Source organism: Streptomyces griseoluteus, assembly GCF_004784465.1.
Classification (GTDB): domain Bacteria; phylum Actinomycetota; class Actinomycetes; order Streptomycetales; family Streptomycetaceae; genus Streptomyces; species Streptomyces griseoluteus.
This window is the reverse complement of the sequence record NZ_SRRU01000001.1, coordinates 759,909-782,221: the sequence shown is the minus strand read 5'-3', so window position 1 is coordinate 782,221 and position 22,313 is coordinate 759,909. Positions and strand designations below refer to the sequence as shown.

General features: G+C 70.2%; 22 protein-coding genes and 1 pseudogene. 4 read left to right on the top strand and 19 right to left on the bottom strand.

Annotated features, from left to right (window positions below; all coding sequences use genetic code 11):
• Positions 1–157: 157 nt before the first annotated feature.
• Positions 158–1,186, top strand: a complete 1,029-nt coding sequence (locus tag E5082_RS03785) for an LLM class flavin-dependent oxidoreductase (protein WP_135789826.1) — start codon at positions 158–160, stop codon at positions 1,184–1,186.
• A 113-nt stretch (positions 1,187–1,299) separates the two neighbouring features.
• Here the strand turns inward: E5082_RS03785 and E5082_RS03780 are convergent, their stop codons facing one another.
• Positions 1,300–1,692, bottom strand: a complete 393-nt coding sequence (locus E5082_RS03780; protein WP_135789825.1) for an SCO5389 family protein — start codon at positions 1,690–1,692, stop codon at positions 1,300–1,302.
• 298 nt (positions 1,693–1,990) lie between these two features.
• Here E5082_RS03780 and nucS point away from each other — a divergent pair, with 298 nt between their 5' ends.
• Entirely contained in the window at positions 1,991–2,662 is a 672-nt protein-coding gene (nucS, locus tag E5082_RS03775) for an endonuclease NucS (RefSeq protein ID WP_135789824.1), read from the top strand.
• A 17-nt stretch (positions 2,663–2,679) separates the two neighbouring features.
• Here the strand turns inward: nucS and E5082_RS03770 are convergent, their stop codons facing one another.
• The 3 genes from E5082_RS03770 to E5082_RS03760 form a co-directional block, all read right to left on the bottom strand.
• Positions 2,680–5,178 (bottom strand): ATP-binding protein, encoded by a 2,499-nt coding sequence (locus E5082_RS03770; protein ID WP_135789823.1) that lies wholly within the window; start codon positions 5,176–5,178, stop codon positions 2,680–2,682.
• A 257-nt stretch (positions 5,179–5,435) separates the two neighbouring features.
• Complete coding sequence (locus tag E5082_RS03765; protein ID WP_135789822.1) at positions 5,436–5,759, bottom strand: STAS domain-containing protein; 324 nt, start codon at positions 5,757–5,759, stop codon at positions 5,436–5,438.
• 179 nt (positions 5,760–5,938) lie between these two features.
• Complete coding sequence (locus E5082_RS03760) at positions 5,939–6,787, bottom strand: 3-hydroxyacyl-CoA dehydrogenase family protein (protein WP_135789821.1); 849 nt, start codon at positions 6,785–6,787, stop codon at positions 5,939–5,941.
• A 189-nt stretch (positions 6,788–6,976) separates the two neighbouring features.
• Here E5082_RS03760 and E5082_RS03755 point away from each other — a divergent pair, with 189 nt between their 5' ends.
• Positions 6,977–7,549, top strand: a complete 573-nt coding sequence (locus E5082_RS03755; RefSeq protein WP_135789820.1) for a cob(I)yrinic acid a,c-diamide adenosyltransferase — start codon at positions 6,977–6,979, stop codon at positions 7,547–7,549.
• A 63-nt stretch (positions 7,550–7,612) separates the two neighbouring features.
• Here E5082_RS03755 and E5082_RS03750 read toward each other — a convergent pair whose 3' ends face one another.
• The 3 genes and pseudogenes from E5082_RS03750 to E5082_RS03740 all read right to left on the bottom strand — a co-directional run.
• Complete coding sequence (locus E5082_RS03750; RefSeq protein WP_135789819.1) at positions 7,613–7,813, bottom strand: hypothetical protein; 201 nt, start codon at positions 7,811–7,813, stop codon at positions 7,613–7,615.
• The gene (locus tag E5082_RS32790; RefSeq protein ID WP_229918884.1) at positions 7,810–8,016 is read right to left on the bottom strand and encodes a hypothetical protein; all 207 of its coding nucleotides are present in this window, start codon (positions 8,014–8,016) and stop codon (positions 7,810–7,812) included. The genes E5082_RS03750 and E5082_RS32790 overlap by 4 nt, the downstream gene beginning before the upstream one ends.
• A gap of 97 nt (positions 8,017–8,113) precedes the next feature.
• A pseudogene (locus tag E5082_RS03740) lies at positions 8,114–8,590 on the bottom strand (sensor histidine kinase); the annotation flags it as partial.
• 286 nt (positions 8,591–8,876) lie between these two features.
• On the opposite strand from E5082_RS03740, the gene E5082_RS03735 reads away from it, so the two are divergent.
• Entirely contained in the window at positions 8,877–10,703 is a 1,827-nt protein-coding gene (locus tag E5082_RS03735) for a glycoside hydrolase family 18 chitinase (protein WP_135789816.1), read from the top strand.
• A gap of 85 nt (positions 10,704–10,788) precedes the next feature.
• Here the strand turns inward: E5082_RS03735 and E5082_RS03730 are convergent, their stop codons facing one another.
• From E5082_RS03730 to E5082_RS03675, 12 genes are all read right to left on the bottom strand, one after another.
• Entirely contained in the window at positions 10,789–11,235 is a 447-nt protein-coding gene (locus E5082_RS03730; RefSeq protein WP_135789815.1) for a DUF2550 domain-containing protein, read from the bottom strand.
• 171 nt (positions 11,236–11,406) lie between these two features.
• On the bottom strand, positions 11,407–11,784 hold the full coding sequence (locus E5082_RS03725; protein WP_135789814.1) for a F0F1 ATP synthase subunit epsilon: 378 nt from the start codon (positions 11,782–11,784) through the stop codon (positions 11,407–11,409).
• 112 nt (positions 11,785–11,896) lie between these two features.
• Entirely contained in the window at positions 11,897–13,333 is a 1,437-nt protein-coding gene (gene atpD, locus E5082_RS03720) for a F0F1 ATP synthase subunit beta (RefSeq protein WP_135789813.1), read from the bottom strand.
• The gene (locus tag E5082_RS03715; RefSeq protein WP_135789812.1) at positions 13,334–14,251 is read right to left on the bottom strand and encodes a F0F1 ATP synthase subunit gamma; all 918 of its coding nucleotides are present in this window, start codon (positions 14,249–14,251) and stop codon (positions 13,334–13,336) included.
• Positions 14,252–14,272: 21 nt separating this feature from the next.
• Positions 14,273–15,865 (bottom strand): F0F1 ATP synthase subunit alpha, encoded by a 1,593-nt coding sequence (gene atpA / locus E5082_RS03710; RefSeq protein ID WP_135789811.1) that lies wholly within the window; start codon positions 15,863–15,865, stop codon positions 14,273–14,275.
• A 139-nt stretch (positions 15,866–16,004) separates the two neighbouring features.
• Positions 16,005–16,820, bottom strand: coding sequence for a F0F1 ATP synthase subunit delta (locus E5082_RS03705; RefSeq protein WP_135789810.1), 816 nt, complete (start codon positions 16,818–16,820; stop codon positions 16,005–16,007).
• Positions 16,817–17,362, bottom strand: coding sequence for a F0F1 ATP synthase subunit B (locus E5082_RS03700; RefSeq protein ID WP_086692396.1), 546 nt, complete (start codon positions 17,360–17,362; stop codon positions 16,817–16,819). Before E5082_RS03700 ends, E5082_RS03705 begins: the two co-directional genes overlap by 4 nt.
• Positions 17,363–17,402: 40 nt before the next feature.
• Positions 17,403–17,651, bottom strand: coding sequence for an ATP synthase subunit c family protein (locus E5082_RS03695; RefSeq protein ID WP_018544514.1), 249 nt, complete (start codon positions 17,649–17,651; stop codon positions 17,403–17,405).
• Between the two features lie 75 nt (positions 17,652–17,726).
• Entirely contained in the window at positions 17,727–18,563 is an 837-nt protein-coding gene (gene atpB / locus E5082_RS03690) for a F0F1 ATP synthase subunit A (RefSeq protein WP_086692398.1), read from the bottom strand.
• A gap of 210 nt (positions 18,564–18,773) precedes the next feature.
• Positions 18,774–19,214: a Cg1360 family ATP-synthase-associated protein gene (locus tag E5082_RS03685; protein ID WP_135789809.1), complete on the bottom strand. Its 441-nt coding sequence runs from the start codon at positions 19,212–19,214 to the stop codon at positions 18,774–18,776.
• 277 nt (positions 19,215–19,491) lie between these two features.
• A complete protein-coding gene (locus tag E5082_RS03680; protein ID WP_135790128.1) occupies positions 19,492–20,835 on the bottom strand; it encodes an MraY family glycosyltransferase in 1,344 nt (447 codons plus the stop codon).
• Between the two features lie 151 nt (positions 20,836–20,986).
• Positions 20,987–22,225 carry a serine hydroxymethyltransferase gene (locus E5082_RS03675; RefSeq protein WP_135789808.1) on the bottom strand — a complete coding sequence of 413 codons (1,239 nt, stop codon included), beginning with the start codon at positions 22,223–22,225 and terminating at the stop codon, positions 20,987–20,989.
• Positions 22,226–22,313 lie beyond the last annotated feature (88 nt).

Below are 22,313 nucleotides of genomic sequence, written 5' to 3'. Positions count from 1 at the left end.
GTACAAGTCCCCTTCCAGGCCGATCCATTTCAGCAGAGAAGCGACCATTCTGCAGACAATCCGCAAATCCCTTCACGAAGCCGTGTCCTGGGCACGTGTCATGTGGTTATGCCGGTCGGGGGAGCTCCCGGTCGGAGCCAAGGAAGCGGGAAATGCGATGCGCGTTGGAAGTTTTGTGCTGGCGGCCCAGTATCCGGGCCAGGGCGCCGGAGAGGCCCTGCACCGGGCGGTGCGCTGCGCCGAGGTGGCCGACGAGGCCGGTCTGGACACGGTGTGGCTGGCCGAGCACCACTTCGTGCCGTACGGCACCTGTCCGTCGGCCGTCACCCTGGCCGCCCTGCTGCTGGGCCGCACCCGCCGGGTCCGGGTCGGCACCGCGGTCAGTGTGCTGCCCACCGTCCACCCGGTGGCCCTCGGCGAGCAGGCCGCGCTGCTGCACGTCACCAGCGGCGGCCGGTTCACCCTGGGTGTCGGCCGGGGCGGGCCCTGGGTGGACCTCGAGGTGTTCGGCACGGGGCTCGGGGCGTACGAGCGCGGCTTCCCGGAGTCGCTGGACCTGCTGCTGCGCTGGCTGCGCGAGCCGTCGGTCGGCGCCTCGGGCGAGCGGTACGCGTTCCGCGAGGTGCCGGTGGTGCCGCGCCCGTCGGACGCGCTGACCGAGACGCCGGGCCCGGAGGTGGTGGTGGCGTGCACCTCCCCCAAGAGCGTGCGGCTGGCGGCGGAGCGGGGTCTGCCGATGCTGCTGGGGATGCACGTCGGGGACGAGGAGAAGGCCGAGATGGTCGCCCTCTGGCGGCGCCACGCCCGCGAGTCGGGCCGCTCGCCCGGGGAGATCGCGGCCGCCGGCCATGTCTCGGCCGGCGTCTGCCAGCTCGCGGACAGCCGCCCCGACGCGGTGGAGACGCTGCTCAAAGCGATGCCGGGCTGGCTCAAGTGGGGCCTTGAGGCCCATGTCACGGTGGACGGCCGGGCGCGCGCGATGCGCGACCCGTACGCCTACACCGAACTGCTCTGCGGGCTGCACCCGGTGGGTACGCCCCGGCTGGCCGCGGATCGTCTCGCGGCCACCGCGGAGCGGACCGGGATCTCCCGCTTCGCCCTGCTCGTCGAGGGCTCCGGCGATCTGGGCGCGACCGAGGAGAACCTGCGGCGCCTGGGCGCCGAGGTGCTGCCGCAGTTGCGCTGACCGCCACCGGCTCCCCGGCCGCCGGGAGAGCCTGCCGCGCCCGTCCCGCATGCACCTCCCCCGGACGGGAACGGCAAGCCGGCGGCTCATGGAGCCGACGTCGCGCGCGTGCGTCAGCAGTCCCGCAGCTCCGGGGACTGGTTGAGGAGCTGGGCGCGCACCGAGGTGAAGCGGGCCAGCCTCTCGTCCACCGACGGGTCCAGCGGGAACACCGCCACCCGGTGGCAGTTCTGGAAGGCCAGGCGTACGCCGAAGTGACGCTGGAGAGCGCCCCGTATGGCGTCACTGGCGAGCGCGCGCAGCAACTGGCCGCGCGCCTGCTCGTCCGGCGGGGGCGTCTGGTTGTCGGCGAAAAGTCCGCCGTCCACCTTCAGCTGGGCCACCAGGGAGCTGATCATCTCCCACGCAAAGGGCAGGGAGGTCCGGACGCAGTCGACGAATTCTGCTTCGTCGACCTCGCCTCGCTCGGCCTGTTCCAGTAGGGCCGGTGAGACGTCGAGCGACATGGGTTCTCCTCTCGCACCCCCGATGGACAGGGGTTGCCGGACAGATAAGGGAGTGCGCGACACCGGAGACGCTCCGTACCCCCACGCGGCCTCCCTGCTCCTACGGTAGGCAACCGTCGGTGACCACACCAGCAGAATGCGTATATGGAACGGTCGTCCTGCGGTCACAATCGGCCAGGGATGAACAAGAGTTATCGGGGACAATTGGGGTGGCCCACCGGACGGGGGTGGCGGCGGGCAGGTGGTGGGACGCGGGCGAATCGCGTGCACGGGTGCGCGTCGAGTAGCGTTGCCGACCATGCGTCTCGTCATTGCCCGGTGCTCGGTCGACTACGCCGGCCGGCTCACCGCCCACCTGCCCTCGGCCCCCCGCCTGATCCTGGTCAAGGCGGACGGCAGCGTCTCCATCCACGCGGACGACCGGGCCTACAAGCCCCTCAACTGGATGTCGCCGCCCTGCACCCTGAAGGAGGGCACGGGTGACGAGGCGGGCGTGTGGACCGTCATCAACAAAGCGGGCGAGAAACTGATCATCACGATGGAGGAAGTCCTCCACGACTCGTCCCACGAACTGGGCGTGGACCCCGGTCTGATCAAGGACGGCGTGGAAGCGCACCTCCAGGAGCTGCTCGCCGACCGCATCGAGACCCTCGGCGAGGGCTACACCCTGATCCGCCGCGAGTACATGACGGCGATCGGCCCGGTCGACATCCTGTGCCGGGACGCCAACGGCGGCACGGTCGCCGTCGAGATCAAGCGACGCGGCGAGATCGACGGCGTGGAGCAGCTCACCCGTTATCTGGAGCTGCTCAACCGCGATCCCCATCTCGCTCCGGTGCGCGGGGTGTTCGCGGCCCAGGAGATCAAGCCCCAGGCCCGCGTGCTGGCCACGGACCGGGGCATCGGCTGCCAGGTCCTCGACTACGACGCCATGCGCGGCATCGAGGACGACAAGCTCCGCCTGTTCTGACCCGCCCTTCGGGCACCTCAGATCACCGGCGGCTCGGTGCTCGCGCTCTCCGTGGTCTCGGTGGCCTCACTGGAGGCGGGCGCGGACGCCGTGGCACCGTCGGCCGGACCGCCGGCCGAGGTGGAGGTCGTGGGGGGTGTGGTCGGGTCGCTGGGCGTGCTCGGCTCGCCGGTGTCGGTCGGCTCCCCCGGCGTCGTCGGCACGCCGGTGCTGCCGGGAGGCGTCGACGGCCTGCCCGTCTTGGTCGGCGTGCCCGTGGGTCCGGTGGAGCCGCCGCCGTGCGTCGGCTCGGGGCTCGTCGCGCCGCCGGTGCCCCGGGTGCCCGTCGGGTCGGCGCTCGGGCTGGCGGTGGTGGCGGACGGCGGGGGGTCGTCCGAGGTGCCGGGGGTGCCGTCCGGGCCGGGGCCGACCGGGCGGGTGGTGGTGACGCCGGCCGGGGCGGGTTCGTCCCGCTTCGGGACGGCGCCCAGCGTGCCGTCGTCCAGGTCCTGGGTCGCGGTCGGGTTGCCGCCCACATTGCTCGACGGGTTGCGTCCGGCGTCCTCGTCGGAGGTCATGCCGAGGGTGACGACGGTGCCGAGCACCGCGACCAGCAGCGCGCCGGACCCGGCGGCCACCAGATTGCGCCGCGCGATGGCCCGTACCCCGGCGCGCTCCTTCGCGGCGCCGGACTGCCGGGCGACGACCGTCTCCTGCCCATAGGCGTACGACGGGGTGAACGCGGCCGGGGCCGGGGCGAGCGGCGCCGTGCCGGTGGCTGGGGGCTCCTCGGCGGCCATCAGCGCGGCGAGGCCCGGCAGGTCGCCGCTGCGGTCCGCGACCAGGGCCAGCGCGCGGCGGCCCGCGACGGTGCCCCGCATGTCGGAGAGCGCGGTGCGCATCCCGTGCGAGACCTCCAGCTCCGAGCGGGCGCGGTCCAGTTGGCCGTCGACCAGGGCAAGGATGCCCAGCTCGTGGTGGAAGTAGGCCCGCTCCGGGACGTCCTGGGCGAGGCGGGCGGCCTCGGACCCGGCGTGCAGGGCCTGTTCCCAGGCGGTCCAGTGCAGCCCGGCGGCGAAGGCGGCGCCGGCCGCGTGGGCGAGCCGGACGGCGGTCGCCTGCTCGTCGTCGCCCTCGGCGGCCGGTTCGGTGCCGGGCAGCACGGTCTCCAGCGCGGTCAGCACCGCCGCGGCCTCCGCGCACACCCGCTCGGGGGTGACGGAGGGGTGGGCGGCCCACCAGGCGTAGTGCCGGGCGGCGGTACGGGCCTCGGCGGGGGCGTCCTCGTCGTATCCGGCGGCCTCCAGCTGGGCGCGCACCCCGGCCGCGAGGCGGTAGCGGGGGCCGGCCGGGGAGACGAGCCCGCAGCCGAGGAGTTCGCCGAGCGCGGCGTCGGCGTGGGTGTCGCCCACCAGGGCGGGCAGATGCGCCGGGTGCGGCAGCTCGCCGTCCAGGGCGACGGCGAAGCGCAGAGCGGCTCGGGCGGAGGGCTTAAGGCGGGAGGCGAGCAGCGGGGCGGGCGCGGCGGCCTCCGCGAGGGACGGCAGCGGCACCTCCTCGGCCTCCTCGTCCTCCACCGGCAGGTCGAGCACCGCGTCGGCGGGGCCGCGTACGTCCTCGAAGACGCCGTACTCGTCGACCACGTCGCCGCTGGCGCGCAGTTGCTCGCGCTGGCGGAGCAGGGCGCCGGCCTGGACGAAGCGCAGCGGCAGGCCCTCGGACTCGAACCAGAGGTCGCCGGCCCAGACCGCCTCCTCCTCGGTGAGGTCCCGCCCCACCGACCGCTGCAGGATCTCCACCCCGGCGGCGCGGTCGAGGCCGGGCAGGTCGACGTCCTCGACGTCACCGGCGGCCGCGGGGGTGTCCGGGGTGGCGGCGAGGAGGAAGGCGCACTCGGGGGCGGCTTCGAGCAGTTCGGTGAGGGCGGTGCCGCCGAACTCCAGGTCGTCGATGAGGACGACGGCGCCGATCTCCTTGACGGTCTCGCGCAGCTCGTCCGGCTGAAGGCGGTGGCGGGGGGCGTCGTAGACGGTGTGGAAGAGGTCGCGCAGCAGGTCGTCGGGGGTGCGGTGGAGGCCGTCGAGCCGGACCACGCCGTCGGGGGCGAGGTCGGCGCAGTCCTCCGCGACGAGGTCGAGCAGGGCGGTGCGGCCGGAGCCGCCGGGGCCGGTGAGGCGGACGGTACGGCCGCGGGTGAGCAGCCGGACCAGCCGCTCGCGTATCTCCTGACGCTCCAGCAACTCGGGTTCCGGCATCCGGTGTCCGGGCGGGGCGGGCGGCAGGGCGGCCCGCTCGTACTCGGCCCGGGCGGCCGGGGTGCGCTTGGCGGGGGCCTGGGGGCACTCGTGCGGCGGGCAGGGTTCTATCTCGCTGCCGTCGACCGGGTTGACGGTGAGCAGGAAGTCGCCGCAGACCAGCCGGGTGGTGCGGGCGGGCACGGGACCGCTCGGGGCGAAGTCGGCAGTGAGGGGGTCCCGCGGCGGACGGCGGCTCAGTGCCTGACCGTGGTCCTCGGTTCCCGGAAGTATCGGGTCCATGGGTTCAAAGCCCCCAAAAGCGTCGTGTGCCGATCTCGGCCCCTCCCGGCCTGCCGCACATCGCGCTGTCGCTTCTGGTCCGGGCCCGCTCGCGGATTACACGAGGCGGCGGGCGACCGAACCCTAAACCGTCGGCAGGGGTCACCGACAGGGCGGGGTGCCGGACGGCCCGAGAGATCCGGGAGATCACCTTCCGGTGAGGAATGTGCGCGACGCGCCGTTCGGGACGAGTTGGAGCCTGCCCCGGTTCCGGAACCTCACACGCGGGGCAGCGACTCCACGCCGACTCCGCCCTCGATGGCGAGGATGCGGTGCAGCCGGGTGGCCACGAGCAGCCGCTGCATCTGCGGCGGCACCCGGCGCAGCACCAGCCGCCGGCCGCAGCGGCCCGCGCGCCGGTGTGCGCCCATGATGACGCCGAGTCCGGTGGCGTCCCAGGAGTCCAGTTCGGACAGGTCCAGCACCAGATCGCCGATCCCGTCGTCGACCGCCGCGTGGAGGGCCGTACGGGCGTCCGCCGCGCTGCGGACGTCGAGGCGCCCCCCGACGACCAGCTCGGCGTGGTCGCCCCTGATGTACATATGCGCTCCCCGTTGAGTGCGAGTGGCGTTCTCCGTGACGGTGCTGTGCAACGTCTGACTGTGTGGGTGTCGATGTGGTTGCTGGTTGTAAGCGAACCGATACCGAATTCACCCGCGGGGGTGATACCCCTGAGCGGCTGTACGGACGCGCACGGGATCGGCGGGTGATCCGGACGCGGTCAGTACGTGTAGAAGCCCTGCCCGCTCTTGCGGCCGATGTCACCGGCGTCCACCATCCGGCGCATCAGCTCCGGCGGGGCGAACTTCTCGTCCTGGCTCTCGGTGTAGATGTTGCCGGTGGCGTGCAGCAGGATGTCGACCCCGGTGAGGTCGGCGGTGGCGAGCGGGCCCATGGCGTGCCCGAAGCCCAGCTTGCAGGCGAGGTCGATGTCCTCGGCGGTGGCCACGCCCGACTCGTAGAGCTTGGTGGCCTCGACCACGAGGGCCGAGATGAGGCGGGTGGTGACGAACCCGGCGACGTCGCGGTTGACGACGATGCAGGTCTTGCCGACCGACTCGGCGAACTCCCGTGCGGTGGCGAGGGTTTCGTCGCTGGTCTTGTAACCCCGGACCAGCTCGACGAGCTGCATCATCGGCACCGGCGAGAAGAAGTGCACGCCGACCACGCGCTCGGGGTGCTCGGTGGCGGCCGCGATCTTGGTGATCGGGATGGCGGAGGTGTTGGAGGCGAGCACGGCGTCCGGGCGCACGATCTTGTCGAGCGCGCGGAAGATCTCGTGCTTGACCTCCAGCTTCTCGAAGACCGCCTCGATCACGATGTCCGCGTCGGCGACCTCGTCCAGGTCGGTGGTCGGCGTGATCCGGGCGAGGGCGGCCTCGGCGTCGGCCGCGTCCAGCTTGCCCTTGGCGACGAACTTGTCGTAGGAGGCCCGGATGCCGTCGGTACCGCGCTTGAGCGCCTCGTCGGTGACGTCGCGCAGAACCACGTCCCAGCCGGCCTGTGCGGCGACCTGGGCGATGCCGGACCCCATGAGACCGGCCCCGATGACGGCGAGCTTCCCTGCCACTCCGACTCCCCTTACGCGCTGTTTATGGTTCCTCTCGGCGGACATTAGCGCTCGGGCGACGCCTTGAGGACCGTAAGTAATGCGTGTCACGGTCTCAGGGCGTGAGACACCCGTCACGTTCCGGTTGTGCCGCTCCGGTCCGTCAAATCCGCACCGCTTCGCGCCCTTTGGGGCAACTACGCTGACCCTATGGTCAATCTGACGCGCATCTACACCAGGACCGGCGACCAGGGCACCACCGCCCTGGGCGACATGAGCCGGACCGCCAAGACCGATCTGAGGATCTCCGCGTACGCGGACGCCAACGAGGCGAACGCGGTGATCGGTACCGCCGTCACGCTGGGCGGGCTGGACCAGGAGGTCGTCACGGTCCTCACCCGGGTGCAGAACGACCTCTTCGACGTGGGCGCCGACCTGTCGACGCCGGTGGTGGAGAACCCGGAGTACCCGCCACTGAGGGTCGAGCAGTTCTACGTGGACCGGCTGGAGCAGGACTGCGACCGGTTCAACGAACGGCTGGAGAAGCTGCGCTCGTTCATCCTGCCCGGCGGCACGCCCGGCGCGGCCCTGCTGCACCAGGCGTGCACGGTGGTCCGGCGGGCCGAGCGCTCCACCTGGGCGGCACTTGAGGTGCACGGCGAGACGATGAACCCGCTCACCGCGACCTACCTCAACCGCCTCTCCGACCTGCTGTTCATCCTGGCCCGCACGGCCAACAAGGAGACCGGCGACGTGCTCTGGGTGCCGGGCGGCGAGCGCTAGGACCGGGTACGGCGACGGGGGCGCCTCCGGGGGCCGTGCCCGGTCCGATCGCTGCCGCTGCCTCTACCGGTCGGCGTCACCGGTGGCGTCGCGGTCGGCCGCGGCGGCCGCCGACTCCGCCGCGTCGACCTTCTGCTTCATGTCCGCGTAGCCCGAAGGGGTGCTGGTCGGGGTGGCGGCCTCGTCGTGGCCGCAGGCGGTGGTGAGGCCCGCGAGGGCAGCCAGGGTGACGGCCGCCGCCGCGCGCCGGAAGCCGCGCCTCACTTGCCACTGCCCTTCTTGCCGCTGTCGTTCTTGCCGCCGTCGTTCTTCGCGCACCAGGTCTTGACCCCGGCCAGGTCCTGCTTGCGCTGCTGCAGGTCCTTCTTCAGCGACTCGCGGGTGTCGAGGCGGCCCTGGAGGAAGGTGGCGATCCCGGTATGGCCGGCCTTCCTGGCGTGGTCGACGCGCTGCTGGAGGCGGGCCACGGAGCCGCGCCGGGCCTTGCCCGCCTCGAGTCGCTTCAGGGCGCGGCCGATGCGCCTGCCGGCCTTCAGAGCCCGCTTGCAGAGGGCTCGCGCCCCGTCACCGGCGGGCTCGGCGCCGGGAGAGGCGCCGGCGGCGGACGCGGCACCGGCCGAGCCTGCCGGCAGCGCCGCGGTGGCGAGGCCGGCGAGGAGGGTGCGGGTGCTTCGTCGCGTGTCCGTGTGCGCCTCCGTTCACGTCCGGGTCGGGCCGTGGTGCCGCCCGTCGCCCCGGAGGCCAGGAGGTCTCTTCGGGGAAACCTTGCGACCGGTCCGCCCCGGCCGTCCCGGTCAGCCGGTCCCGCCGCCCCGGCACCGCCGTACCGTCCAACGGCAGCGGCACCTCGAAGCGGGCCCCGGTGCCGTCCGGGCCGCCGGTGACGCCGACGCTCCCCCGGTGCAGCGCGGCCTGCTGGGCGACGAGGGTGAGTCCGAGCCCGGAGCCGGTGCTGTGCGGCCCCCGCGGGAACCGCTCGAAGGGCCGCTGCCGGGACGCGGGCGGTATGCCGGGCCCCTGATCGGCCACCAAGACCACCGCCTGCTCCCCGGCACGGTGACCCCCGGTTCGGTGTCCGGCGCGACATCGGCGCCCCGGTCCCGCCGCCGTAGCCCGGCCACGGCGGTGTCGGCGAGGTCCTCCTCATGCGCTGTCAAACTCCCGCGCCAGCAGCGGAGTTGAGGTTAAGTCGAATTGCGGAACAAATGGTCCAGACCTATTGACCGCTGGTCCAGACCTTTCCTATTCTCGCGGCAGCATGGGCGTGAAGGCTCAGTCATGCCCCCCATGCCTCTGGAAGTTCCCCCCGACATCGAGGGAGGCGCACATGCGCTTCAGACACAGAGTCGCGGCGGGTGCCGTGACCCTGCTGCTCCCCCTGGCCGGCCTCGTCGGCCTGGCCGCCCCCGCCGAGGCGGCCACCAACGTCACCGCGAGCTATGTGAAGTCCCAGGACTGGGGCAGCGGTTTCGAAGGCAAGTGGACCGTCAAGAACACCGGCACCACCGCCATCAGCTCCTGGACGATCGAGTGGGACTTCCCCTCGGGCACGTCCGTCACCTCCGCGTGGGACGCCGACGTCACCTCCTCCGGCACCCACTGGACGGCGAAGAACAAGTCGTACAACGGCTCGGTCGCCCCCGGCTCCTCCATCTCCTTCGCCTTCAACGGCGCGGGCTCCGGCTCGCCGAGCAACTGCAAGCTGAACGGCGACAGTTGTGACGGCACCACGGTGCCCGGCGACGCGGCGCCCTCCGCCCCTGGCAAGCCCACCGCCTCCGCCGTGACCGACACCTCGGTCAAGCTGAGCTGGTCGGCCGCCACCGACGACAAGGGCGTCAAGAACTACGACGTCCTGCGCGACGGCGCCAAGGTCGCCACCGTCACCACCACCTCGTACACGGACACCGGTCTCACCGCCGGCACGGACTACTCCTACAGCGTGCGCGCCCGCGACACCGCCGACCAGACCGGTCCGGCGAGCGCAGCGACGGCCGTGCGCACCACCGGCGGCGGCACCAACCCGCCGCCCGCCACCGGGGACAAGGTCAAGCTCGGCTACTTCACCGAGTGGGGCATCTACGGCCGGAACTACAACGTCAAGAACATCGTGACGTCCGGCTCCGCCTCCAAGATCACGCACATCAACTACGCCTTCGGCAACGTCACCGGCGGCAAGTGCGCGATCGGCGACTCCTACGCCGACTACGACAAGGCGTTCACCGCCGACCAGTCGGTCAGCGGCGCCGCCGACACCTGGGACCAGCCGCTGCGCGGCAACTTCAACCAGCTCCGCCAGCTCAAGGCCAAGTACCCGAACATCAAGGTGCTGTGGTCCTTCGGCGGCTGGACCTGGTCCGGCGGCTTCGGCGAGGCGGCCAAGAACCCGGCCGCGTTCGCCCAGTCCTGCTACGACCTGGTGGAGGACCCCCGCTGGGCCGATGTCTTCGACGGCATCGACATCGACTGGGAGTACCCCAACGCCTGCGGTCTGTCCTGCGACACCAGCGGCTCCGCGGCCTTCAAGAACGTGGTCTCCGCGCTGCGCTCCAAGTTCGGCGCCAACTACCTGGTCACCGCCGCGGTCACCGCGGACGGCTCCAGCGGCGGCAAGATCGAGGCCGCCGACTACGCGGGCGCGTCGCAGTACCTCAACTGGTACAACGTGATGACGTACGACTTCTTCGGCGCCTTCGACGCCAAGGGTCCGACGGCTCCGCACTCCCCGCTCACCTCGTACAGCGGCATCCCGAAGGCGGGCTTCACCACCGCCGACGCGATGGCCAAGTACAAGGCGGTCGGCGTCCCGGCGAACAAGCTGCTCATCGGCATCGGCTTCTACGGCCGCGGCTGGACCGGTGTCACCCAGGACGCCCCCGGCGGCACCGCCACGGGAGCCGCTCCGGGCACCTACGAGGCGGGCATCGAGGACTACAAGGTGCTCAAGGGCTCCTGCCCGGTAACCGGCACGATCGCCGGCACCGCGTACGCCCACTGCGGCAGCAACTGGTGGTCGTACGACACCCCGTCGACCATCGCCGGCAAGATGAGCTGGGCCAAGAGCCAGGGCCTGGGCGGGGCGTTCTTCTGGGACTTCACCGGGGACACCAGCAACGGTGAACTCGTGACGGCCCTCAGCAACGGCCTGTCGTAAGGGAATTCGAGAGGTCACCGACCTCTGAGCGACGTTGACGCTCCCCCAGACTTCGTCCGGGGGGACCCCCAGCGAGTGAATGTGGCTACGCCACATTCACTCGCTGACCGGGCGGGGCTGCTTCCAGCCACGCGAGAAATCCGGTCAGCGCGTCTTCGCTCATGGCTAGTTCGAGGCGGGTGCCCTCATGGACACAGGCGAGGATCACCGCGTCGGACAGCAACGCCAGCTCCTCCTCGCCCTCGGGCAGCCGGCGTCCGGCCACCTCGATCCGCGAGCGCTCCAGCACCCGGCGCGGGCGCAGGGCGTAGGAGAACACCCGGAACCACTCGATGCGGTCCCCGTTGTAGCGGGCCACGCCGTAGCTCCAGCCCTTGCCGTTCACATCGGACTGCTCCCCCACGTCCCAGCGCAGCGAACAGTCGAAGGTGCCGCCGGAACGCTGGATGAGCCTGCGGCGCAGGCCGAACAGGAACAGACCCACCACCACGAGCGCGACCACGATTCCGCACACAGTCAGAGCGAGGACCATCGGCACCGACCTCCTCGTCTCCCAGGTAGTGGAACTGCTTTCGGCTCAGGGTAATGAAACCGCAGAGCCAGGTAATGGAACCGGAAAAACACCCGGATTCACCTCAGCCGCGACCGGCACCGGAATGTTCCGGGCCGGCCGCGGCTGAATGATGGTCACACGGCGCGATGATCAGCGCGTGGAGGTCGCCGCCCGCAGACGGACGTCGGCGCGACGCTGGGCATCCTCGTCGTCCTCCGCCTTCGCTCGCTCCAGCTCGCGCTCGACGCGCTGGACGTCGATCTCCTCCGCCAGCTCGGCGATCTCGGCCAGCAGCGACAGCTTGTCGTCCGCGAACGAGATGAAACCGCCGTGCACAGCGGCGACGACGGTCCCGCCGTCACTGGTGCGGATGGTCACCGGGCCCGACTCCAGCACACCGAGCAGCGGCTGGTGACCGGGCATGACGCCGATGTCGCCGGACGTGGTGCGCGCGACGACCAGGGTGGCCTCGCCGGACCAGACCTGGCGGTCGGCGGCGACCAGCTCGACGTGCAGCTCAGCAGCCAAGGTTGGCTCCTCGGATCACCACCCGGCGGATGTGCCGGGTGTCGGGGTCAATTCTAGGGGGCGTGGCCGAGGGGGCGGGACGTGCCCGCCCCCCCGGCCAGGAGCGCGGGTGTCAGGAGACGCCCAGCTCCTTCGCGTTCTTCTTGAGGTCCTCGATGCCACCGCACATGAAGAACGCCTGCTCCGGGAAGTGGTCGTACTCACCGTCGAGGATCGCGTTGAACGCGGCGATGGTCTCGTCCACCGGAACGTCCGAACCGTCCACGCCGGTGAACTGCTTGGCGACGTGGGTGTTCTGGGACAGGAAGCGCTCCACACGACGGGCACGGTGGACGACGAGCTTGTCCTCCTCGCCCAGCTCGTCGATACCGAGGATCGCGATGATGTCCTGGAGGTCCTTGTACTTCTGCAGGATGTTCTTGACGCGCATGGCGCAGTCGTAGTGCTCCTGCGCGATGTACCGCGGGTCCAGGATGCGGGACGTGGAGTCCAGCGGGTCCACGGCCGGGTAGATGCCCTTCTCCGAGATCGGACGGGAGAGCACCGTCGTCGCGTCGAGGTGGGCGAACGTGGTGGCCGGGGCCGGGTCGGTCAGGTCGTCCGCGGGGACGTAGATCGCCTGCATCGAGGTGATCGAGTGACCGCGCGTCGAGGTGATGCGCTCCTGGAGGAGGCCCATCTCGTCGGCCAGGGTCGGCTGGTAACCCACGGCGGACGGCATACGGCCGAGCAGCGTGGAGACCTCGGAACCGGCCTGCGTGAAGCGGAAGATGTTGTCGATGAAGAACAGCACGTCCTGCTTCTGGACGTCACGGAAGTACTCGGCCATGGTGAGGCCGGCCAGCGCGACGCGCAGACGGGTGCCCGGCGGCTCGTCCATCTGACCGAAGACGAGCGCGGTCTTGTCGATGACGCCCGACTCGGTCATCTCCGCGATGAGGTCGTTGCCCTCACGCGTGCGCTCACCGACACCGGCGAACACGGAGACACCGTCGTGGTTGTTGGCGACGCGGTAGATCATCTCCTGGATGAGCACCGTCTTGCCGACACCGGCACCGCCGAACAGGCCGATCTTGCCGCCCTTGACGTACGGGGTGAGCAGGTCGATGACCTTGACGCCCGTCTCGAACATCTCGGTCTTCGACTCGAGCTCGTCGAAGTTCGGGGCCTTGCGGTGGATCGGCCAGCGCTCGCCGGTGTGCTTCTCGTCGACGTTCAGCACCTCACCGAGGGTGTTGAACACCTTGCCCTTGGTGAAGTCGCCGACCGGGACGGAGATGGCTGCGCCGGTGTCCGTCACGACGGACTGGCGGACCAGACCGTCGGTGGGCTGCATCGAGATGGTGCGGACCACGCCGTCGCCCAGGTGCTGGGCGACCTCGAGGGTCAGCGTCTTCTTCTCGCCGTCCTTCGCCGGGTCGGCGACCTCGACGGTCAGGGCGTTGTAGATCTCCGGCATCGCGTCGACGGGGAACTCCACGTCGACGACCGGGCCGATGACGCGGGCGACGCGACCCGTGGCCGCCGCGGTCTCAACAGTGGTGGTCATTTATCGGTCACTCCCCGCGGTCGCGTCGGCCAGGGCGCTGGCGCCACCGACGATCTCGCTGATTTCCTGGGTGATTTCGGCCTGGCGGGCCGCGTTGGCAAGACGGGAGAGCGTGTTGATCAGCTCACCCGCGTTGTCGGTGGCCGACTTCATCGCGCGCCGCGTGGCGGCGTGCTTCGAAGCGGCCGACTGGAGCAGCGCGTTGTAGATCCGGCTCTCGACGTACCGCGGCAGCAGGGCGTCCAGGACGTCCTCCGCCGAGGGCTCGAAGTCGTACAGCGGGCGGATCTCACCGTCGCCGGTCTTCTCCTCCGTGACCTCGTCGAGGCGCAGCGGGAGCAGCCGCTCGGCGACCGCCGTCTGCGTCATCATCGAGACGAACTCGGTGAAGACGATGTACAGCTCGTCCGCGCCGCCGTCCGTTTCGGGCGTCTCGATGGTCTCGATGAGGGGCGCCGCGACCTTCTTGGCGTCCCCGTACGTGGGCTCGTCGGTGAAGCCCGTCCACGCCTCCGCGATCTTGCGCTCACGGAAGTTGTAGTGCGCGACACCGCGGCGGCCGACGATGAACGTCTCCACCTGCTTGCCCTCGCGCTCGAGGCGCTCGGTGAGCTGCTCGCCCGCCTTGATGGCGTTGGAGTTGAAGGCGCCGGCCAGACCGCGGTCGCTCGTGAGGAGCAGGACCGCGGCACGGGTCGGGTTCTCGGCCTCCGTGGTGAGCGGGTGCTTGGTGTTCGAACCGGTGGCGACCGACTTGACCGCGCGGGTCAGCTCGTCCGCGTACGGCTTGGAGGCCGCCACCTTGCGCTGCGCCTTGACGACACGCGAGGCGGCGATCATCTCCATCGCCTTGGTGATCTTCTTGGTCGCGGTGACGGATCGGATGCGACGCTTGTAGACCCGGAGCTGGGCTCCCATGAGTCAGGTCCCTTCCTTACGTCACTTGGCGGGAGAGGCCGGGGTGTCGTCGCCGAGGAGCTTGCCGTCCGAGGTCTCGAACTGCCTCTTGAACTCCGCGATCGCGTCACTGAGGGCCTGCAGGGTGTCGTCCGACAGCTTGCCGCCCTCCCGGATGGAGGTCATCAGGCCCTGGTGCTTGCGGTGCAGGAACTCCAGCAGCTCCCTGTCGAAGCGGCGGACGTCCTCGACCGGCACGTCGTCCATGCGGCCCGTACCACCGGCCCAGATCGAGACGACCTGGTCCTCGGTGGACATCGGCTGGTACTGGTCCTGCTTCAGCAGCTCGGTCATGCGCTGACCGCGCTCGAGCTGGTTCTTGGACGCCTGGTCCAGGTCGGAACCGAAGGCGGCGAACGCCTCCAGCTCACGGAACTGGGCGAGGTCCACGCGCAGTCGGCCGGAGACCTGCTTCATCGCCTTGTGCTGGGCGGAACCACCGACTCGGGAGACGGAGATACCGACGTTCAGCGCGGGACGCTGACCGGCGTTGAAGAGGTCCGACTCCAGGAAGCACTGGCCGTCGGTGATGGAGATGACGTTGGTCGGGATGAACGCCGAGACGTCGTTGGCCTTCGTCTCGACGATCGGCAGACCGGTCATCGAGCCGGCGCCCAAGTCGTCGGAGAGCTTCGCGCAGCGCTCCAGCAGACGGGAGTGCAGGTAGAAGACGTCACCGGGGTAGGCCTCGCGGCCCGGCGGGCGGCGCAGCAGCAGGGACACGGCGCGGTAGGCGTCGGCCTGCTTCGACAGGTCGTCGAAGACGATCAGGACGTGCTTGCCCTGGTACATCCAGTGCTGACCGATGGCGGAACCGGTGTACGGCGCCAGGTACTTGAAGCCGGCCGGGTCGGACGCCGGGGCGGCGACGATGGTCGTGTACTCCAGCGCGCCGTTCTCCTCCAGCGCGCGGCGCACGCCGGCGATGGTGGAGCCCTTCTGGCCGATGGCGACGTAGATGCAGCGGACCTGCTTGTTCGGGTCGCCGGTGCGCCAGTTGTCGCGCTGGTTGATGATCGTGTCGACGGCCAGGGCGGTCTTGCCGGTCTGGCGGTCACCGATGATGAGCTGGCGCTGGCCGCGGCCGATCGGGGTCATGGCGTCGACCGCCATGTAGCCCGTCTCCATCGGCTCGTGCACCGACTGGCGCTGCATGACCGTGGGGGCCTGCAGTTCGAGGGCGCGGCGGCCGTCGGTCTCGACCTCGCCGAGACCGTCGATCGGCTGGCCCAGCGGGTCGACGACACGGCCGAGGTAGCCGTCGCCGACGGCGACGGAGAGGACCTCTCCGGTGCGGTGCACCGGCTGGCCCTCCTCGATGCCGCTGTACTCGCCGAGAACGATGGCACCGATCTCGCGCTCCTCGAGGTTGAGGGCGAGGCCGAGGGTGCCGTCCTCGAACTTCAGCAGCTCGTTGGCCATGGCCGAGGGAAGACCCTCGACCTTCGCGACGCCGTCGCCGGCGACGGTGACCGTACCGACCTCCTCGCGCGAGGCCGCGTCCGGCTTGTACGACTGGACGAAGTTCTCCAGTGCGTCCCGGATCTCCTCCGGCCGGATCGTGAGCTCCGCCATCTGGGTTCCCTGCTCTCCTTGTTGGGCCCGAAGTTTCACTTTGGGGGGATGTCTGACTCCGGACTCCCCCCTGAACGAGGTGAATCCTCTGCACGGCCCAACCAGGGCCGTAATTACTTACGTACTGCTTGTTTACGTTCTAGCTCGCCATACGGCGGGCGGCGTCGTCCAGCCGGTCCGCCAGGGAGCCGTTGATGACCTCGTCACCGACCTGCACCCGCACACCGCCGATCACCTCGGGGTCCACGTCCAGGTTGAGGTGCATCCGGCGGCCGTAGAGCTTGGCCAGGGCGTCGCCCAGGCGACGCTTCTGGGCCTCGCTCAGCGGGACCGCCGAAGTGACGATCGCCACCAGCCGGTCCCGGCGCTCCGCGGCCAGCTTGGACAGGGACTCGAGTCCCGCTTCCAGGCTACGTCCACGCGGCGCGGTGACCAGCCGGGTGACCAGACGCTCGGTGGCGGGCTTGGCCCGTCCGCCCAGCAGCCGGTGCACCAGCTCGGCCTTGGCCGCGGTGGACGCCGACCGGTCGGTCAGCGCGGCGCGCAGAGCCGGGTCGGAGGCGACGATGCGGCCGAACCGGAACAGCTCGTCCTCGACGTCGTCCAGCGTGCCCGACTTCTCCGCGGCGGTGAGGTCGGCGATGTCCGCCAGCTGCTCCAGCGCGTCCACCAGGTCGCGGGGCTGCGACCAGCGGGACCGGGCCATGCCGGCCACCAGGTCGGCGGTCGGACCGCTCACCTGGCCGCCGATCAGGCGCCGCACCAGCTCGGCCTTGGCCTCGGCGGGCTGCGCCGGGTCGGTGAGGACCCGGCGCAGGCCGGCCTCGCGGTCGAGCAGCGCGGTGACGGCCGCCAGCTCGTCGGCGAGCTGCGCGGCATCCACGGAGGTGGAGTCCGTCAGCGCGTCGAGACGCTCCCGTGCGGCTGCCAGGGCCTCGCGGCTCGCTCCGTTCATCGCGTGGCCTCGGCCTTCTCGTCGAGCTCGTCGAGGAAGCGGTCGATCACACGGCTCTGCCGGGCGTGGTCCTCGAGGGACTCACCGACGAGCTTGCCGGCCAGTTCGGTGGCGAGCTTGCCGACGTCCTGGCGGAGCGCGGCCGCGGCGGCCTTACGGTCGGCCGCGATCTGGGCGTGACCGGCGGCGACGATCTCCTCGCGCTGACGCTGGCCCTCGGCCCGCATCTCCGCGATGAGCGTCGCACCCTGCTCCTGAGCCTCCTGGCGCAGCCGGGCGGCCTCGTGACGGGCCTCGGCGAGCTGGGCCTTGTACTGCTCGAGGACGCTCTGAGCCTCGGTCTGCGCGGCCTCGGCCTTCTCGATCCCGCCCTCGATCGCTTCGCGGCGCTCCTCCAGAACCTTGTTGATGTTCGGGAGAAGCTTCCAGGCGAGGAAGCCGAAGACGATGACAAAGGCGATCAGGCCGATGACGAGCTCTGGGATCGGCGGGATGAGGGGGTTCTCGGCCTCCTCAGCCGCCAGCATTACCAGGGGGCTCATGTATCAGTGCCTTTCGTCTATGGGTAACGCGGCGGTCGGATCAGGAGGCCGGGTAGACGAACGGCATGACCAGACCGATGAGGGCGAGCGCCTCACAGAAGGCGAAGCCGAGGATCTGGTTGGCGCGGATCAGGCCGGCCGCCTCGGGCTGGCGGGCGAGGGCCTGCGTGCCGTTACCGAAGATGATGCCGACGCCGACGCCCGGACCGATGGCGGCGAGACCGTAACCGATGGAGCCGAGGTTGCCCTTGATCTGGACACCGGCGGCAAGGGTTTCGAGAGCGGACATGCCGGTTCTTCCTTCTCTTTCAATGTCCGGTGGGGGATGGCCACCGGATGTCTGGATGGGTGTGGCTGAGCGGGCTCAGTGGTGCTCGGCGAGCGCGCCCTGGATGAAGCTGCACGTGAGGAGCACGAAGACGTACGCCTGGACAGCCTGGATGAAGAGTTCGAAGGCGGTCATCACGAGGACCATGACGAACGAGACACCGGAGTAGGCGATGCCGATGCCGTTCAGCATGTACCAGCTGGCGATCGTGAAGAGCAGCAGCAGCGTGTGACCGGCGAACATGTTGGCGAAGAGCCGCACGGCGTGCGTGAACGGCCGGACCAGCAGGTTCGAGAACAGTTCGATCGTCATCGACAGCGGGAGCACCGCGCCGAGCGACTTGTCGTAACCGGTGAAGTTCTTGAAGGCGCCGACGAAGCCGTGGCGCTTGAAGGTGAGACCGACCCAGAGGACGTAGACGATCGCGGCCAGGATGGCCGGGTACGAGATGATCGCCGTCACCGGGAACTGGGCGACCGGGATGATCGACCAGAGGTTCATCATCCAGACGAAGAAGAACAGCGAGACGACCAGAGGTACGTACTTCTCGCCCTCCTTCTTGCCGATGGTCTCGTAGACGACGCCGCGCCGGATGAAGTCGTAGCCGGACTCGGCGATCATCTGGAGCTTGCCGGGGACGACCTTCGGGCGGGCGAAGGCCGCCCAGAAGAAGGCCACGACGACGATGGAGCCGATCAGGGCCAGCAGCATCGTCTTGTTGAAGTACAGGTTGCTGTCCGCGTCGCCCCAGAGCGGCTTGAACAGGAACGAGTGCAGGCCCGGAGCCGGGAAGCCGCACCCGGAGAACAGGTGACAGCTCGTGTCGAAAGCGAGCGTCTGCGTCGGGTCAGCACTCACCGCGGGCTCCTTCATCGTGGCGCATAGGTACGGCAACCTCGTTGTGTCGGCGCGGCGTACGGCCGCGGTTCGGCACGGGACTGGTGTTACGGATGTGGGGGCGGCTGGGGGGCATCTAGCCTCGCAGTGGAACAGGCGTCAGCTCGAATGCCCGCGCCCGCGATGCCGCAGTTGGCACCGGACGATAGCAGGATCTCTCCCGCGCCTTTATCCCGGCCCTACCCCTCATGACGAGCGGTCCGTCTTGTGGGACTTGTCTTCCTTCGACGGAGCATCGGGATCGACATAGAGGATCTTGGCCTTCATGTGGGCGCGCGCCTGCGCGGCGATCCACGTCAGGGTGGTGACCACCAGGACGATGGCGAAGGCCCGGGGGTTGAACAGGTTCGTGTTCTTGAAAACGGCCACGAAGACGACCAGCAGCAGGAGTTGGGCCGCGTAGAGCATGAGGCCCATCATCTGGAACAGCTGCGGGAACGACCTGGCGGTGCGCTGCAGGACGTAAAGACCGATCCCCATGAAGAGGATGACGATCAGTGTGCCCACGACGGCCCCGATCGCACCCTTGCCGCCGGCGACCACACCGCTGACAACGGCGGCGATCGCGCCGACGGCAGCCGTGGGCACCGCGGCCTGGGCAAGAATCCGGACGTCATTGGACGGCATGGCGGCAACTCCGCTTTCACAGGGGGCAGGTGTCGTCATGGACGAGCGTAGTCCCGGACCGAGTACGGAAACTCTCACGCCGTCGAACCGTGGCTTCACGGTCTCCGGCTCTGTCCTGGGTTCTCGTGAACCGTATCACAAACTATTTGATGAGGTCTTTACCTGGAGACGTATCGATCGTCACACATGAGAGTGACAACGCGCACAGGTGCAAGAACCGGGTGGGCTTGTCTGGTATTAGGGGGCTTTGCTCCCCCACGACTTGGCAATGCTCTAGTCAGATTCTTACCTTGCGACTTTTGGCGGAACGCGTACGAGCGCCGATCGCGGTCGCCCCGTTGACGCCCGGCACCGCCGCCACCGCGGTCGAGGCGGTGGTGGCGTCGGTGAGGGCTGCGGTGGACGCTTCGCCGGACTCGGTCCCCGCCTCCTCGCCCTCTTCCGACGGTTCCGGATAGCGGCGGTAGCGCGGGGGGACGAAGTGCTGGGCCCAGCGGGGGGCGTGGGGGGTGAAGCGGGGGAGGAGGAGCATGACCAGGCCGATGGCGCTGAGGAAGACGACGCCGAGGACGATCCACATCGAGGCCGAGTTGACCGAGTAGGCGAGCACGCCGAAGCCGATGAGGGCCGACCAGAAGTACATGATGAGCACCGCGCGGCTGTGCGAGTGCCCGATCTCCAGCAGCCGGTGGTGCAGGTGCCCGCGGTCCGCCGCGAACGGCGACTGGCCGCGCCAGGTGCGGCGCACGATGGCCAGCACGAGGTCGGCGGCCGGGATGGCGATGATCGACAGCGGCAGCAGCAGCGGGATGTACGCGGGCACCATCTGGTGCACGGTGCTGCGCTCGGAACCGGAGAACAGGTTCAGCCGGTCCGGGTCGATCTGGCCGGTGACGGAGATGGCGCTGCCGGCCAGCACCAGGCCGATCAGCATGGAGCCGGAGTCGCCCATGAAGATGCGCGCCGGGTGCATGTTGTGCGGCAGGAAGCCCAGACACATGCCCATCAGGATCGCCGCGAACAGCGTCGCCGGGGCGGCCGCCTCGATGCCGTAGCCGTACCAGATGCGGTAGGCGTACATGAAGAACGCGGCGGTGGCGATGCAGACCATGCCGGCGGCGAGACCGTCGAGGCCGTCGACGAAGTTGACCGCGTTGATGGTGATGACGACCAGGGCGACGGTCAGCAGGGTGCCCTGCCACTGGGTGACGGCGACCAGGCCCACACCGGGCACCGGCAGCCACAGGATCGTCAGACCCTGCACCACCATCACACCGGCGGCGATCATCTGCCCGCCCAGCTTGATCAGGGCGTCGATCTCGAACTTGTCGTCCAGCACGCCGATCAGCCAGATCAGCGCGGCCCCGGACAGCAGGGCGCGGGGCTCGTTGGACTTGGCGAAGACCTCGTTGAGGTTCTCCAGGTGGTCCGCGACGAGCAGCCCCGCGCACAGTCCGAAGAACATGGCGATACCGCCGAGCCGCGGAGTGGGCTCCCGGTGCACGTCCCGTGCCCGGATCTCCGGCATCGCTCCCGCCACGATCGCGAATTTCCGTACCGGCCCTGTCAGCAGGTAGGTCACCGCGGCCGTGATGAGAAGCGTCAGCAGGTATTCACGCACGGGCATCCCCACAGAGTTCGCTGGCCATCACAGCCCCACACCCTAGCGAGGGACACGTACGGTTAAGGACCGGCGGGGGACGGGGATGGTTCCGTGGGGGCGTTCCGTACCCGTATGCCACCCCTTCCGCCTCCCCTTCTCACCCCGGTTCTCACTCCGGGTACGGCGGGAAGTCGGCGGTCAGCTCGCGCACCTCGGCCCGTGCGGCGGCCGGGTGCAGGGCGCCGGTCACCACGCCGACCAGCAGCGCGGCGATCCGGGCCATGGCCGGCTCCCCCATGCCCTGGGTGGTGACGGCGGCGGTGCCGAGCCGCAGCGCCCGGCCGCCGGTGTGCGCAAGCGCACAGCAGTCCAGCACCAGTCCGGCGGCCGCGAGCCGCCCGCGCGCGGTGCGGCCGTCCATGCCGAGCGGGGCGGGGTCGGCCACGACGAGGGCCGTGTCGGTGCCGCCGGTGGCGACCGTGAACCCGGCGTCGGCCAGATATCCGGCGAGCGCGTGCGCGTTGGCGACCGTCTGGTGGGCGTAGGCCGCGAACGCGGGGGTGGCCGCCTCGCCGAACGCGACGGCCTTGGCGGCGACGCTGTTCATCTGGGCGCCGCCCTGGGTGAAGGGGAACACCGCCCGGTCGACCCGCCGGGCCAGCCCGGCCCCGCACAGGATCAGCCCCCCGCGCGGCCCCCGCAGCGTCTTGTGCGTGGTGGCGCACACCAGGTCCGCGTACGGCACCGGATTCGGCGCCGCTCCCCCGGCGACCAGCCCGGCGGAGTGCGCGAGGGTGACGATGAGATACGCCCCGACCTCGTCGGCGACGTCGCGGAAGAAGGCGTGGTCGAAGTGGCGGGGGTAGGCGATCGAGCCGCACACGATCGCCTTGGGCCGGTGTTCGCGGGCCAGCCGGCGCACCTCGCCGTGGTCGACCAGCCCGGTCTCCGGGTCCAGGCCGTAGCCGACGAAGTCGAACCAGCAGCCGGAGAAGTTCGCGGGCGAGCCATGGGTGAGATGGCCGCCGTCGTCCAGGCTGAGGGCGAGGACGGTGTCACCGGGGCGCAGCACGGCCGCGTAGGCGGCCAGCATGGCCGAGGAGCCGGTGTGGGGCTGCACGTTGGCGTGCTCGGCGCCGAAGAGGGCCCTGGCGCGCTCCACGGCGATGCGTTCGGCGGTGTCGGCCAGCGCGCAGCCCCCGTGGTACCGGGAGCCGGGGTAGCCCTCGGCGTACTTGTTGGCCAGCGGGGAGCCGAGGGTGGCGAGCACGGCGGGCGAGGCGAAGTTCTCGGCCGCGGTGAGCTGGAGGGTCGTCGACTGCCGGTCCAGCTCCCCGCGCAGGATCTCGGCCAGCTCCGGGTCCTGCCGGCTCAGTACGTCCGCTTCCAGGACGGGTGTGACCGACATGGCGGGCTCCGGGCGGTCGACGGTGACGTGGGGCGGGACCCCAGGTCTCCAATGTAGGCCGTGCCGGGGGCGGCCGCTCGGCCGCCGG